Consider the following 14,030-nt stretch of genomic DNA (forward strand, 5'->3'; position numbering starts at 1 on the left):
GCCCGTCGCGCCGCCCCTTCTTCGCCCACTTCCCATGAAGATTCTTTACCACCACCGCACGGCGTCCAAGGACGGCCAGGCGGTGCACATCGAAGAGCTGATCGGCTCGCTGCGCGCCCTCGGGCACGAGGTCCGCGTGGTCGCACCGACGCCGTCGGACGGGCAGGAAATGGGCGCGGAGGTCGGCTGGGTGCAGCGGCTGCGCGCCTCGCTGCCGAAGGCGATCTACGAGCTGCTCGAGCTGGCCTACTCCGCCGTCGCGTATGCGCGGCTGGCGCGGGCGGCGCGCGAGTTCAAGCCCGACGTGATCTACGAGCGCTACAACCTCTACCTGCTGGCCGGCCTGATGCTCAAGCGCCGCACCGGCCTGCCGCTGCTGCTCGAAGTGAACGCGCCGCTGGCGCATGAGCGCGGAAAGTTCGGCGGGCTCGGGCTGCCGCGCCTGGCGCGCTGGGCCGAAGGCGTGGTCTGGCGGGGCGCGGACCACGTGCTGCCGGTCACCCGGGTGCTCGCACAGGATGTCGCGGCGCGCGGCGTTCCGCAACAGCGCATCGTGGTCATCCCCAACGGCATCAACGAGGCGCACTTCTCCCGCGTGCCGACGCCCGAGGCCGCCAAGCAGGCGCTCGGGTGGCCCGGCGCGCTGGTGCTCGGCTTCACCGGATTCGTGCGCGAATGGCATGGCGTCGATCGGGTGCTGCATTGGATGGCCTCGCCCGCAGCGCCCGCCACCGCGCGCCTGCTGATCGTGGGCGACGGGCCGGCGCGGGCCGAGCTCGAGGTCCTGGCGGAGCGGCTGAACCTGCGCGAGCGCGTGCGCTTCACCGGCGTGATCCCGCGCGAGCGCGTGCCCGAGCATGTCGTCGCCTTCGACATCGCCCTGCAGCCGGCCGTCGTTCCCTATGCCTCTCCGCTCAAGCTGTTCGAATACCTTGCCCTGAGCAAGGCGATCGTCGCGCCGCGCCTGCCCAACATCGAGGAAGTGCTGACCGACGGCGAGAACGCGGTGCTGTTCGGCAACGACGAGCCGCAGGCGCTGGAGCAGGCGTTGACCCGGCTGTGCACCGACCGTGCCCTGCGTGAACGGGTGGCGGCGGGCGCCGGCGCCACCATCGCCCGCCTCGGCCTCACCTGGACACGCAATGCGCAGCGCGTCAGCGCACTGGCGCGTCCGGGTGCGGCTGCGCCGGTGGTGGCCGAAGGTGCCGGCGGCTTGAAACGATGAGCGTGCGGGCCAGGAGACTAGGGCGAGGTCTTGGCGCGCGCCTTGCCGGTGTCGAGCTCGGCCAGGCGTCGCTTGAGCGCGGGGGCATCGGGTGAGAACGACAGCCCCTGTTCCAGCACCTCGCGTGCCTTGGCGGTGTCTCCGGTCTTCCGGTAGTAGTCGCTCATGTGCGCATACGGCGGCCAGTAGTCCGGCTTCAGCTGAACGGCGCGCTCGAGCGAGAAGATGCCCAGCGGTCCGCGTCCCAGCCGGATCAGGTTTTCGCCCTTCTTCGACAGCACCTCGGGCAGCAGCACGAAGTCTTCCGGCGCGCGCTGGATCACCCAGTCGAATTCCTCGATCGAATAGTTGAGATACGCCATGCGAACCGCCTCATTGCGCGCCAGCAGCACGCCGCGGTTGGTCTTCATCAAGCCCCAGCAATAGTGATGCATCGCCTCGAACGTCGGCCCGAGCACGGCCTTCCAGCGCTGGCCCTGTTCGGGGTCGGAGCCGCCGGGCACCTTCTCGCGAAAGATCTGCGTGTACTTGCAGTACGGCGGCAGCATGGCGACCTCGCGCGGGTCGTAGGCGTCGATGCTGGCCGGGTATCCGGGAACGTCCTGGGCCGACGCGTTCCAGCAGGCGGCCAGCAGCAGGGCCGGTGCCCATGCGCGAAAACTCGGGGTGCGCAACAGACGGGCAGCAGCGGTCATGGTGACTCCTTTCGCGGCAAGTACACTCGGCGGCCTCGCGCGCGGCGCGGGGCCGTGCGGACCGTGCGTTTGCGATCCGATCCTGCCTCGGTGAAGTATCGCGTATTCCCGTCCGCCGATGCGACGCACAGGGCGTCCAGACCCACATGATGATTCGCACCTACACGGCGTTCGCGGACATTCCGCACGACGTCCGAAGCCAGCTCTCGCATCCGCACGAGGCCGACTTCTTCCGCTCGCTCGACTGGTTCGAGCTGCTCTTCGAGACCAGCCTGAAAGCCACCCACGCGCCGCGCATCTATGTGGCACTGGCGGCCGACGGCGGCGTGCGCTGCTCGCTGTACTGCGGCGTCACGACCGACTCGGCGCGCACCTTGGTGAGCCTGACGAACTTCTACTCGCTGAGCTACCTGCCGGGATTCGCACAAGGCGAGCGCGACCCCGCGGCGCTGCGCGAGCTGGTGCAGCACATCGCAGCGGAGCGCCCGGCGTGGAAGGCACTGCGCCTGAGCACGCTGATCGACGAGGCGCCCGAGTCGGGCTGGCTCGTCGAAGGCCTCGAGGCCAGCGGATTTCGCACCGAGCGCTTCTTCCAGTACGAGAACTGGTACGCCAACGTCGCCGGGCAGACCTTCGAGGACTACTTCGCGCAGCGGCCCTCGCAGCTGCGCAACACCGTCACGCGAAAGCAGAAGAAGCTCGAAAAGACGCATCGCACCGAGATCCGCATCGCGCGCAGCGACCCGGCCGAGGCGGCCGCGGTGGTGCGCGACTTCATCGCGGTGTACGAGAGCAGCTGGAAGCAGCCCGAGCCGTTTCCGGACTTCATTCCCACACTGGCCGCGCGCTGCGCGGCGCTCGGCATTCTTCGGCTGGGCGCGCTGTATGTCGACGGCCAGGCGGCGGCCGCGCAGCTGTGGATCACCGCCGGTCGCAGGACCATCATCTACAAGCTCGCCTACGACGAGAAGTTCGGCCCGCTGGGCGTGGGCTCCATCCTTTCGCGCGAGCTGTTCCGCGTGGCGATCGACGAAGACCGCGTGGAGGAGATCGACTACGGCGTGGGCAGCGATGCCTACAAGAAGGACTGGATGACGGCGGTTCGCCACATCCGCGGCATCGAGGCCTTCAACGCCTCGACCGCGGCGGGCTTCGTTCTGGCCGCCTGGGCGCGCACCAAGTCGGCCGTCAAGAAGTGGCGGGGCGAGGCCAAGCCGGCCGGGGCGCCGACGTGAAGCGCGTCCTGATGGTCGCGTTCCACTTTCCGCCGGTCGCCAAGTCCAGCGGCATCCAGCGCACCTTGCGCTTCGCGCAGTTCCTGCCCAGCCTCGGGTGGCAGCCGACCGTGCTGTCGGTACAGCCGCGGGCCTACGACCGCACCAGCCCCGAGCTGCTGCGCGACATTCCCGAATCCGTGCCCGTGGTGCGCGCCTTCGGCTTCGATGCGGTGCGGACGCTGTCGGTGGGCGGACGCTATCCGGGCTTCATCGCGCGTCCTGACCGCTGGTGGCCGTGGCGTCTGGGGGGCGTGTGGGAAGGCCACAAGCTGATGCGCGAGCAGCGCTTCGATGTCCTCTGGTCGACCTTTCCCATCCCCACGGCGCACCAGATCGCCGCCAACCTGCACCGGCGCACCGGCACGCCGTGGGTGGCCGACTTTCGCGATCCGATGGCCCAGGACGGCTATCCCGAGGACCCGGCCACCTGGCGCGCGTTCAAGGCGATCGAGGAGCGCACCGTGGCGCAGGCGGCCCGGTCGGTGTTCACCACGCCGGGCGCGGCGGCGACCTATCGCGACCGCTATCGCGAGGTGCCGCCGGAGCGCTTCGTCATCATCGAGAACGGCTACGACGAGCCGACCTTTGCGGCCGCCCAGGCGCAGCCGGGCGACAGCGGCCCGCTGCTGCCGGGCCGTCTCACGGTGCTGCACAGCGGCATCGTGTATCCCTCCGAGCGCGATCCCACCCAGCTGGTGCAGGCGCTGGCCTTGCTGAAGGCGGAGGGCACGGTCAGTGCGTCCACCTTCTGCCTCCGCTTTCGTGCCAGCGAGCACGATGCGCTGATCCGCGAGCTCGCGGACCGCGCCGGCGTGAGCGACCTGATCGAGCTGCTGCCGCCGGTGCCGTACAGCCAGGCGCTGGGCGAGATGCTGCGCGCGGACGCCCTGCTGGTCATGCAGGCGTCCAACTGCAACGCGCAGATTCCGGCCAAGCTCTACGAATACCTGCGCGCGCAGCGACCCATCCTCGCGCTCACCGACCCGGTCGGCGACACCGCCCAGGTCGTGCGCGACGCGGGCATTGCGGACCTGGCGCCGCTCGACTCCGCGCCGGCGATTGCCGAGCTGCTCGGTCGCTTCGTGGGTGCGGCGCAGCGGCGCGCCGCCTGGGTGGCGTCGGCCGACAGCGTGCAGCGCGCTTCCCGCCAGGCGCGGGCGGCCGAGCTGGCCCGCCTGCTCGATGAAGTGGCCGGCACGCCGCGGCACCCCCCAGAGCAAGCGGTGCCGGTTACCCGGCCGAAGGGCTAGCATCCGCACCGACTCGTGTCGCCTCGGGACGCGGGGCCGTCGTGCCGCAACGGCGGCCCGGGCGCAGGACACGCCGGGGTACGTCCCACGACGAACGATGCTGGAGCCCACATGAAGCCCGTCTCGAACGGCGCCCTCGTCACGAGCATGACGAAGGCCCACTACGTCCCATTGGACGGCCTGCGCGGGCTGGCCATTCTGCTGGTCGTCTTCTATCACCTGTTCCTGCCGCACCGCAGCTTCCACGGCCAGGACTCGGGCGTGCTGCTGCAGATGGCGCAGATGGGCTGGATGGGCGTGGACCTCTTCTTCGTGCTGTCGGGCTTCCTCATCACCGGCATCCTGCTCGAGACGCGCGCCCAGCCGCACTACCTGCGCAACTTCCTCGGCAGGCGCTTCCTGCGCATCTGGCCGCTCTACTACCTCAACCTGCTCGCGCTCATCGTCATCATTCCGATGATCATGCCGTCGCCGCCCGCGGAGCTGCAGGGCATGCAGGACAAGCAGGGCTGGTTCTGGCTGTACGCGGCCAACTGGCTGTTCGCCTCCGAGGGCGGCTTCGGCAAGACCTCGGGCGGCTACTTCTGGTCGCTGGCGGTGGAGGAGCAGTTCTACCTGGTGTGGCCGCTGGTCGTCTACGCGCTGTCCGAGCGCGGCCTGCTGCGCACCAGCCTCGCGCTGCTGGGCCTGTCGCTGATCTCGCGCATCGTGCTGGTCCACATGGGGGTCAGCACCGGAACGCTCTACACGATGACGTTCACCCACCTCGACGGCCTCGCCGTCGGCTCGTGCCTCGCCATCTGCGCGCGCTCGCCGCAGCTGTCCGCCCGCCTGGTGCGCATGGTGCCCGTGGCCGCCGCGCTGGCGGCCCTCGCCCTGGTCGCGATTCGCCTGGCCGACCGCGACTTCTTCTTCTGGAGCCGTCAGATGGCGACCTACGGCTACACCTGCATCGCGATCCTCTCAGGCGCGCTATTGGTGCAGGTGCTGCGCAGCGAGCGTTCGAGCTGGCTGAGCCGGCTGTTCACGAATCGCTTCATGGCCAGCTGCGGCAAGTACAGCTATGCCCTCTACCTGGTGCATGTGCCGGTCGCCGGGCTGCTGTTCCCGCTGAGCATGCGCGCCCTCAAGCGCTTCGAGCCGACGCTCGGCTACAACGGCATGTTCATCGTGTTCCTGATGACGGCGTTCGCGCTGTCGTGGGGCCTGTCGGTCGCCAGCTGGTACCTGTTCGAGAAACGCATCCTCGCGCTGAAGCGCTATTTCGACTACGACCGTCCCGAAGCGAACGCATCGCTGGCGGCGGCCCCGGCGAAGACCAGCTAGCGACCTCGCGTCGCGTGACGGATGTCACGTCAGGTGCCGCGCGCCCCATGTCGACGTGCGGCCTGGCGCATCAATCCCCAGAGCAGGCGGTGCCCCGGCACGGCACGAGGCTGTAGCATCCCCCGTTCACTCTGCACCGCAGCACGGGCCGGCCGCGCCCGCCACTCACCACGGATAGCCGCATGGGGCAAGACGCCACTCTCCTGCATCACCTGCCTCTGCTTGCCGCACGACGCCATCCCGAAGCGGTCGCGCTGTACCACGACACGACCACCATCAGCTATGGCGAGCTGACCGGGGAGATCGAGCGCTTCGCATCGGCGCTTGGGGCGCTGGGCATCGGCCGCGGCGAGCGGGTGGCTGTCTTCCTCGACAAGCGTCCGCAGACCGTCGTCGCCTCGTTCGGCACGGCGGCGCACGGCGCGGTGTTCGTGCCGATCAACCCGTTGCTCAAGCCGGACCAGGTCGCGTACATCCTGCGCGACTGCGGCGTGCGCGCGCTGGTCACCTCCACCGAGCGAGTGCCCGCGCTGACATCGGCGCTGGCCGGCTGCCCCGAGCTCGCGCACCTGATCGTCGTCGGCACGACCTTGCCGGCCACCGCGCCGGAAGCGGTGGCGGTTCATTCCTGGGCTGCCGCTCTCGACGCGCCGCCGCGTCCCGCCCACCGCGTGATCGACACCGACATGCTGGGCATCCTCTACACCTCCGGCAGCACGGGCAAGCCCAAGGGCGTCGTGCTCTCCCATCGGAACATGGTGGCCGGCGCGAAAAGCGTCGCGTCCTACCTCGACAACCGCAGCGACGACGTCCTGCTGGCCGCCTTGCCGCTGTCGTTCGACGCGGGCTTCAGCCAGCTCACCACCGCTTTCCATGCCGGCGCTGGCGTCGTCCTGCTGAACTACCTGCTGCCCAAGGACGTCGTGCAGGCCGTCGCCGCGCACCGCGTGACGGGCATGACCGCGGTGCCGCCGCTGTGGATCCAGCTCACCCAGGTCGCCTGGCCCGATGGGGCCGGCGAGCACCTGCGCTATTTCGCCAACACCGGCGGCCGCATGCCGCTGGAGACGCTCACCCGCCTGCGCGCCTTGCTGCCGAAGGCCAAGCCTTACCTGATGTACGGCCTGACGGAAGCCTTCCGTGCCACATACCTGCCGCCCGAGGAAGTGGATCGGCGGCCCGATTCGATCGGCAAGGCCATACCGAACAGCGAGATCCTGGTGCTGCGGCCGGACGGAACACCCTGCGACGCCGACGAGCCCGGCGAGCTGGTGCAGCGGGGCGCGCTCGTCGCGCAGGGCTACTGGAACGACCCGGAGAAGACGGCCGAGCGCTTCCGTCCGCTGCCGGGTCGCGAGTCCGGCCTGGTGCTGCCGGAGATCGCGGTGTTCTCCGGCGACACCGTGCGTCGCGATGAAGAAGGCTTCCTGTACTTCATCGGCCGTCGCGACGAGATGATCAAGTCGTCGGGCTACCGCATCAGCCCGAACGAAGTCGAGGAGGTGCTGTATGGCACGCAGCTGGTCGCCGAATGCGCGGCCTTCGGTGTGCCGCATGCAACGCTGGGCGAGGCGGTGGTCGTGGTCGTCGTCGCCGGGGATGCGCACACCTTCGACCTGAAGCGCCTTCAGGCGCTGTGCCGCGAGCGCATGCCGGCGTACATGGTGCCCGCCACCATCGACGTGCGCGAAGGCCCGCTGCCGCGCAACGCCAACGGCAAGATCGACCGCAAGCTGCTGTCGACCGACTTCCGCGCCGCTGCCGAGGTCCCAAGATGACCACTCGCCATCCGTCGTCGGACCGCTTTCCGGTGCGCAACGGCGAGCTCACCGTCGGCGGCATGCCGCTGTCGCGGCTGGCCGCACGGGTCGGTGCCACGCCGTTCTATGCGTATGACCGCGCGCTGCTGAAGCAGCGCGTCGAGGAGCTGCGTGCGGTGCTTCCATCCGCGATCAGCCTGCACTACGCGATGAAGGCCAACCCCATGCCGGCCGTGGTGTGCACCATGGCAGGCCTGGTCGACGGGCTCGACGTCGCCTCGGGCGCCGAGCTGCGCGTGGCGCTCGATGCGGGCATGGACCCGCGAGAGATCAGCTTCGCCGGGCCCGGCAAGTCGGAAGTCGAGCTGGCCCAGGCGGTGGCCGCGGGCATCCTGATCAACATCGAATCCGTGCGCGAGGTGCGGCTGCTGGCCGACATCGCCTCGCGCCTGGGATGCCCGGCGCGTGTGGCGGTGCGCGTCAACCCCGACTACGAGCTGAAGTCCTCCGGCATGAAGATGGGTGGAGGCCCGAAGCAGTTCGGCATCGACGCCGAGCAGGTCCCCGAGGTGCTGGCCGAGATCGGTGGCGCCGGGCTGGGCTTCGAAGGGTTTCACATCTTCTCGGGGTCGCAGAACCTGCGCGCCGAGGCCATCTGCGAGGCGCAGACCAAAGGGCTCGATCTCGCGGTTCGTCTCGCCGCTCACGCGCCGTCGCAGGTGACCACCGTCAATTTGGGCGGCGGCTTCGGCATTCCCTACTTCCCGGGTGAGCGACCCCTCGACCTGCCGGCAATCGGTTCGCACCTGCACGGCATCGTCGAGTCGGCGGGTGTGCGCCTGCCCGGGGCCGAACTCGTGATCGAGCTGGGACGCTTCCTCGTGGGCGAGGCCGGGGTCTACGTGGCGCGCGTGATCGATCGCAAGGTGTCGCGCGGTGAGGTGTTCCTGGTCACCGACGGCGGACTTCATCATCACCTGGCCGCCTCCGGCAACTTCGGACAGGTCATCCGCAAGAACTATCCGGTCCAGGTCGGCACGCGGGGGCACGATGCGCCGCGCGAAGTCGCCTCGGTCGTCGGGCCCTTGTGCACGCCGCTCGATCTGCTGGCCGACCGCATGGAGTTGGCGGCCGCGCAACCGGGCGACCTGATCGTGGTCTTCCAGTCCGGCGCCTACGGACGATCGGCGAGCCCGATGCAGTTCCTCAGTCACCCGGCAGCGCTGGAGGTGCTGGTCTGAGCGCGTAAGTCACCGCGAATACGTAAAATTTTCACTTTGCCCGGCATTCCTATGCAACCGCCTGTAAGCATTCCGGACCATTTCCGGATCCGCGTTACAAAAGGCGGGAAGCGTGGGCGGATGATTGCCGTAAACGCCTTCACGGTGGCCGGTTGTGCTGCCACCGCAAGAAGCAAACGAGCACGTTGGGGCAGGGAAATTCGTATGAACAGGAACCATTTGTGGGCGGCCATGCTGGCTGTGGCGTCTCTGGGCGCTTGCGGCGGTGGCAGTTCGTCAGAAGCGACCGGCGATGCAGTCGGCGGTGCGCCCGCCCCCGCGCCTGCCCCGGCGCCGTCTCCCTCACCCACGCCCGCACCAACGCCGATTCCGGCGCCGTCCCCGGCCCCCACTTCCATCAGCAGCATGCAGGCCGGGCAGTGGATGGAGCTGCCCAACACCAAGATCCGCTCCGTGCTTCCCAACCCGCTGCCGCAAGGCAATCCGGAAGACGTGGTGACCGCCTGGGGCGGCGGTGCGGTCGACACCGCCCGCAATCGCCTCGTGGTGTGGGGTGGCGGGCATGCCAACTATTGGGGCAACGAGGTCTACGCGCTGGACCTGCCGACCTTGTCCATCCAGCGGATCGTCGATCCGAGCCCGCTGACCTCGCAGTCCAACTGCGCCTCCGCGCTGCCCGACGGCACGCCGGTGTCCCGCCACACCTACCATGGCCTGGCCTACATCGCGCATGCCGACAAGATATTCAGCGTGGGCGGATCCATGACGCCTTGCGGCTATCTGGATCCGGCCACCTGGGCCCTCGATCTGGCGGGACGCCGCTGGGCGCTCAAGGTCACGTCGTCGCCCGTCGTGAGCCACGGCGCCATGGCCGTGTACGACTCCGTGACCAAGCTGGTCTACGTGAAGGACCAGTTCTCCTTCCACAGCTACTCGCTGGAGACCAACAAGTACACCAAGCTGAACAGCGCCGAGATGTACGTCGACTATCACGTGACGGCGGCCATCGACACCAAGCGCCGCAAGTTCGTGATGATCGGCGACGGCGTGCAGGTCATCGACCTCACGACCAACCAGATGACGAAGATGACGACGACCAACGCGCCGGGCTTCGTCACCTCGCGCAACTCGCCGGGGATCGCCTACGACCCGGTGGCCGATCGCATCGTCGCGTGGCACGGCGGCGGCAACGTCTACGCCCTCGACATGGACACCGGTGCCTGGACGCAAGTCGCCACCAACACGGGCCCGACGGCGTCGGCGTCCGAGTGGGGCACCTACGGCCGCTGGGGCTACGTGCCGCAGTACGGCGTGTTCGTGCTGATCAATCACATCGACCAGAACGCGTGGGTCTTCAAACTGAAGTAAGGCACGCGCTCCGGCGACGGCGGGGCGAGCCGTGCGACCGGTACCTCCGAGACTCCACGACATGACACCGTTTCCCACGCCCACGCCGCAAGGCACCCGCTCCTCGCGCCCTTCGGCCCGCTTCATCGCCCTGGCCGTGGCCGTTCTGAGTGCCTGCGGCGGAGGCGGCGCATCCGACGCCGCCCCCGACTCCAGCGGTACGCCGCCCGCGCCGACTCCCGCGCCGAGTCCTTCACCAAGCCCTTCGCCCAGCCCTTCGCCCAGCCCTTCGCCCAGTCCGGCGCCCACGCCTGCACCGGCTCCCGCACCGTCCCAAAACCTGCAGATCGACCTGGTCAGCGCGGCAGGTGGCACGGCTCTGCCGTACACGGTGGGCCAGGCGCTGAAGCAGGGTCAGGTGCCGAACGGGTCGGTGCTGAGCGCGAGCGCGGGCACGATGCAGTTCGTGGTGAAGAACCGGTGGCCGGACGGGAGCGCGAAGTTTGCGATTTTGTCGGGGCACACGGACCTGACGGCCAACACGTGGAAGACGATCGGGCTGAGCGTGGCGAGCGCTCCGGCGGCCACGGCGGCGGTGAGCACGGCGGACCTGAAGGCCACGGGGGTGACGGCGAGCGTGCAGTTTGGCTCGTTCGGCACGGCGGGCTGGAGCGCGGGCGACTGGGACACGCCGGCGCAGACGGTGGTCAGCGGCCCGGAGATGTCGGCGTTCACGTACCGCAAGGCCATCGGCGGGGATGCGCACCTGGTGGCATGGCTGGAGGTGCGCGCGTACAAGGGCGGGCGCGTGGAGGTGATGCCGTGGATCGAGAACGGCTACCTGAAGGTCAGCGCGCCGACGGCCAAGAGCGGCACGGCCACGTTCACGCTGGGGGGCACGCAGCGCTTCAGCCAGGGGCTGAGCCTGCTGAACCACCAGCGCGCGGTGCTGGCCAGCGGCACGACGCTGACACACTGGCACGGTGGGGCCGATCCGCAGGTGACGCCGCGGCATAACACGGCGTACCTGGTGGGCACGCGCATGGTGCCGAACTACCGGGGCAACACGAGTGCGAGCAGCACGCTGTTCTCGCGCCTGGTGACGAGCTACACGCCGCTGGCGCAGTCGAACTTCCAGAGCGACATGGGCGCCACGGGCTACGACCCGGCGATCGGGCTGCTGCCGGAGTGGGACGTGGCGTACCTGACCAGCGGGGGCGATCCGCGGGCGCTGCGCGCGGTGCTGATCAACGGCTATGCGGCCGGGCGCTACGGGATTCACTACCGCGACGAGACGACGAACCGGCCGCTGCGCTTCAGCAGCCATCCGAACCTGGTGATGAGCGACGGCTCGGGGGTGGTGGGCATCGGCTCGTCGAGCACGGGCGCGTACACGCCCACGCCCTCGGGCACGGCGCCGCCCGTGTACGACTCGCCGCACCATCCGTCGATGGGCTACATGGCGTACCTGCTCAGCGGCTGGAACTACTACCTGGAAGAGGCGCAGCTGCTGGCCACGGCCAACTACCTGAAGAACAGCGACAACATCCGCAAGTTCAGCAAGGGGGTGATCGAGACGGCCACGGGCTCGAACGCCACGCGCGGGGCGGCGTGGGCGCTGCGCTCGCTGGTGCAGGCCGCGGCGATCACGCCCGACGAGGACGCGCTGCACGCGGAGTTCGTGGGCAGCGTCAACGAGAACATCAACCACTACCACGGCCGCTATGTGGCCACGGCCAACAACCCGCTGGGCATTGTCGAGCCGTACCAGCACTACACGAGCAGCGACCCGTGGTCGGCCGCGTCGTGGATGGACGACTTCTTCACGGGCGCGTTCGGCTACCTGAAGGAGCTGCAGGTGTACGACAGCGCGCAGCTGAGCAAGCTCGACGCGTTCCTGGCGTGGAAGTACAAGGCGGTGGTGGGGCGCCTGGGCGGCAGCGGCGACAGCGAGTACTCGTACCGCTATGCGGCGCAGTACACGATGAACGTGGCGCCGAGCAACGCGGCGAACTTCGTCAGCGGCACGGGGCCGTGGTACAGCTCGTGGGGCGCGGTGGCGCGCTCGATGGGGCTGGGCACCTCGGGCAACACGGGTGAGCCGCTGGAAAGCGGCTACCCGACCTCGCCGGTGGGCTACTGGGGCAACATGATGCCCGCCATCTCCTATGCGGTCGACCACGGCGCGAGCGGCGCCGCCCAGGCGTGGAGCCGCATCACCTCGGCCTCGAACTGGGCCGAACAGCTCGCCGGCTACAACGACCAGCCCGTGTGGAGCGTCCAGCCGCGCAGCCGCTGAGCGCCCGGCGCCGGCGCCTCAGGCCGCCGGCGTGCCGAACACGCGATCGCGGTGCTCCGCGGGCACGGCCCGCGCCAGCTCGCCGACGAAGCGCGCATGAAGCCGATAGCCCGGTGTCGCCTCGCGACCGATGGACGACACCCGCACCAGCATGCCGTCGCGGATCTCGCCGCGCAGGGCCGAAGCCCATTGGCGCCAGCGGAACGCGTCCTCGTCAGCCACCACGGAATCGCCGAGCACCGTCCAGTAGGTGATCGGCTCGGAGCGGCCCACCATCCTCGCGTGCAGTTGAGTGGCCGTCAGCGTGCGCACACCGGCAGACAGCGGCGCGCGATGCGTGTCGGTCACCTCGAAGCCGCTGGCCGCATAGCAGATCTCCGGCCTGTGCACCTGCAGCGCGGGGGACTGCTCGCTGCCGTAGGCCACGCAGAGCATGATGCGCTCCCCCTGCGCGTTGTAGTACGTGCGCTGCAGGAGCTGGTCATAGACGCCGTACAGCTTGCCCTGCTCGTCGGGCGGCTGCACGAAGAACTGCGTCGCGTCGTCGGAGCGCCAGCCGTCGAATTCGCGCGGAAAGATCGCCGCCAGCGGGATCCTGGCGCGCGCCTCGTCGCGGCGCCGCGGCCGGGCGACCTCGGCCAGCACGGCGCTCGCGCCCATCGTCAGCACGAACACCATCGCCTTGCGGCGCGTCGTGAGACCGCTCATTGCGAGAACCTCTTGGGCAGGATCCAGCTCAGCGCCCGATCCACCGCCATGATGAAGACCAGCGCGGCCATGAACAGCACCAGGCCGGCGAAGCCGTGGAAGAAGCCCCGACCCACGTCGTCGCCGAGGTGATAGGTGACCAGCGCCAGCACGACCACGCGCACGACGTTGGCGCAGAAGGAGACGGGCACGATCAGCAGCGCCAGCAGGGTGTTGCGAAGCGCCGACCGATAGCCCTTGAGGTTGACGTACACGAGGCCCAGCGCCTCGAGGGTGAACATGGTCTGCAGGCCGGCGCAGGCCGTCGACACCAGCAGCTCGTACTGGCCGATGGTGATGATCACGCCCGAGCGTCCGATCGGGTAGCCGACCGCATGCAGCAGGTGCGTGGTCACCGCCGACACGCCGCTCTTCAACGGGCCGGTGAGCGTTGCCACCAGGGTGTAGGGCAGCGGAATCACGAACATCAGGAAGAACAGCGGGAACCACGCTGCGCGCAGCGCGGCCCAGCCCTTCCAGCCGACCAGCAGCGCGGCCACCACCAGCACCTGCGACACCAGTTCCATGCGCAGCACCTGGTGGCTGCGCCCGAAGACATACAGCAGCGCGCCGAACGCCAGCAGCAGCCCGGCGGGCACTACCCGTGCCGCGTCGGGCAACGCAACCAGCGTGGCTCGCTGCCGCCAGAACAACCAGCCCGCGATCGCCAGCACGAGCAGCTCGTGCCCCTGCGCGTCGGCCGCTGCACGACCGACGGTGAAGTCCCAGTAGGTCGGCCCGTAGGCGACAGCCAGCGCGGCCAGCACTGCGCCGAGCAGCAGCCGATCGGTGCGCGCGCCGGACGCCGCGATGCCGTCGGGCAGCGTGCGGGACGAGGTATCCACGTCGATGTGTCCGTCGAG

General features: G+C 69.3%; 11 protein-coding genes. 8 read left to right on the forward strand and 3 right to left on the reverse strand.

Annotated elements, in window-relative coordinates; genetic code table 11:
- Positions 1 to 34: 34 nt before the first annotated feature.
- Entirely contained in the window at positions 35 to 1,225 is a 1,191-nt protein-coding gene (locus P7V53_RS02910) for a glycosyltransferase family 4 protein (protein WP_280153973.1), read from the forward strand.
- 17 nt (positions 1,226 to 1,242) lie between these two features.
- Here the strand turns inward: P7V53_RS02910 and P7V53_RS02915 are convergent, their stop codons facing one another.
- Positions 1,243 to 1,920 carry a tetratricopeptide repeat protein gene (locus tag P7V53_RS02915; protein ID WP_280153974.1) on the reverse strand — a complete coding sequence of 226 codons (678 nt, stop codon included), beginning with the start codon at positions 1,918 to 1,920 and terminating at the stop codon, positions 1,243 to 1,245.
- A gap of 146 nt (positions 1,921 to 2,066) precedes the next feature.
- Between P7V53_RS02915 and P7V53_RS02920 the strand changes: the two genes are divergently transcribed.
- The 7 genes from P7V53_RS02920 (at position 2,067) to P7V53_RS02950 (ending at position 12,420) form a co-directional block, all read left to right on the forward strand.
- Positions 2,067 to 3,155: a GNAT family N-acetyltransferase gene (locus P7V53_RS02920; protein ID WP_280153975.1), complete on the forward strand. Its 1,089-nt coding sequence runs from the start codon at positions 2,067 to 2,069 to the stop codon at positions 3,153 to 3,155.
- The gene (locus tag P7V53_RS02925; RefSeq protein WP_280153976.1) at positions 3,152 to 4,447 is read left to right on the forward strand and encodes a glycosyltransferase; all 1,296 of its coding nucleotides are present in this window, start codon (positions 3,152 to 3,154) and stop codon (positions 4,445 to 4,447) included. The genes P7V53_RS02920 and P7V53_RS02925 overlap by 4 nt, the downstream gene beginning before the upstream one ends.
- Before the next feature lie 111 nt (positions 4,448 to 4,558).
- On the forward strand, positions 4,559 to 5,773 hold the full coding sequence (locus P7V53_RS02930; protein WP_280153977.1) for an acyltransferase: 1,215 nt from the start codon (positions 4,559 to 4,561) through the stop codon (positions 5,771 to 5,773).
- Positions 5,774 to 5,955: 182 nt separating this feature from the next.
- Positions 5,956 to 7,551, forward strand: coding sequence for an acyl-CoA ligase (AMP-forming), exosortase A system-associated (locus tag P7V53_RS02935; RefSeq protein ID WP_280153978.1), 1,596 nt, complete (start codon positions 5,956 to 5,958; stop codon positions 7,549 to 7,551).
- Positions 7,548 to 8,774 carry a pyridoxal-dependent decarboxylase, exosortase A system-associated gene (locus P7V53_RS02940; protein WP_280153979.1) on the forward strand — a complete coding sequence of 409 codons (1,227 nt, stop codon included), beginning with the start codon at positions 7,548 to 7,550 and terminating at the stop codon, positions 8,772 to 8,774. Before P7V53_RS02935 ends, P7V53_RS02940 begins: the two co-directional genes overlap by 4 nt.
- A gap of 405 nt (positions 8,775 to 9,179) precedes the next feature.
- Entirely contained in the window at positions 9,180 to 10,142 is a 963-nt protein-coding gene (locus P7V53_RS02945) for a hypothetical protein (RefSeq protein ID WP_280153980.1), read from the forward strand.
- Between the two features lie 61 nt (positions 10,143 to 10,203).
- Positions 10,204 to 12,420, forward strand: a complete 2,217-nt coding sequence (locus P7V53_RS02950; RefSeq protein ID WP_280153981.1) for a hypothetical protein — start codon at positions 10,204 to 10,206, stop codon at positions 12,418 to 12,420.
- 18 nt (positions 12,421 to 12,438) lie between these two features.
- On the opposite strand, the gene epsI is transcribed toward P7V53_RS02950, so the two are convergent.
- Together epsI and xrtB are read right to left on the reverse strand one after the other, a co-directional pair.
- On the reverse strand, positions 12,439 to 13,128 hold the full coding sequence (gene epsI, locus P7V53_RS02955; RefSeq protein ID WP_280153982.1) for an exosortase-associated protein EpsI, B-type: 690 nt from the start codon (positions 13,126 to 13,128) through the stop codon (positions 12,439 to 12,441).
- Positions 13,125 to 14,012, reverse strand: coding sequence for an exosortase B (gene xrtB, locus P7V53_RS02960; protein ID WP_280153983.1), 888 nt, complete (start codon positions 14,010 to 14,012; stop codon positions 13,125 to 13,127). Before xrtB ends, epsI begins: the two co-directional genes overlap by 4 nt.
- Between the last annotated feature and the right edge of the window lie 18 nt (positions 14,013 to 14,030).

The organism is Piscinibacter sp. XHJ-5, from assembly GCF_029855045.1.
Taxonomy (GTDB): Bacteria; Pseudomonadota; Gammaproteobacteria; order Burkholderiales; family Burkholderiaceae_C; genus Albitalea.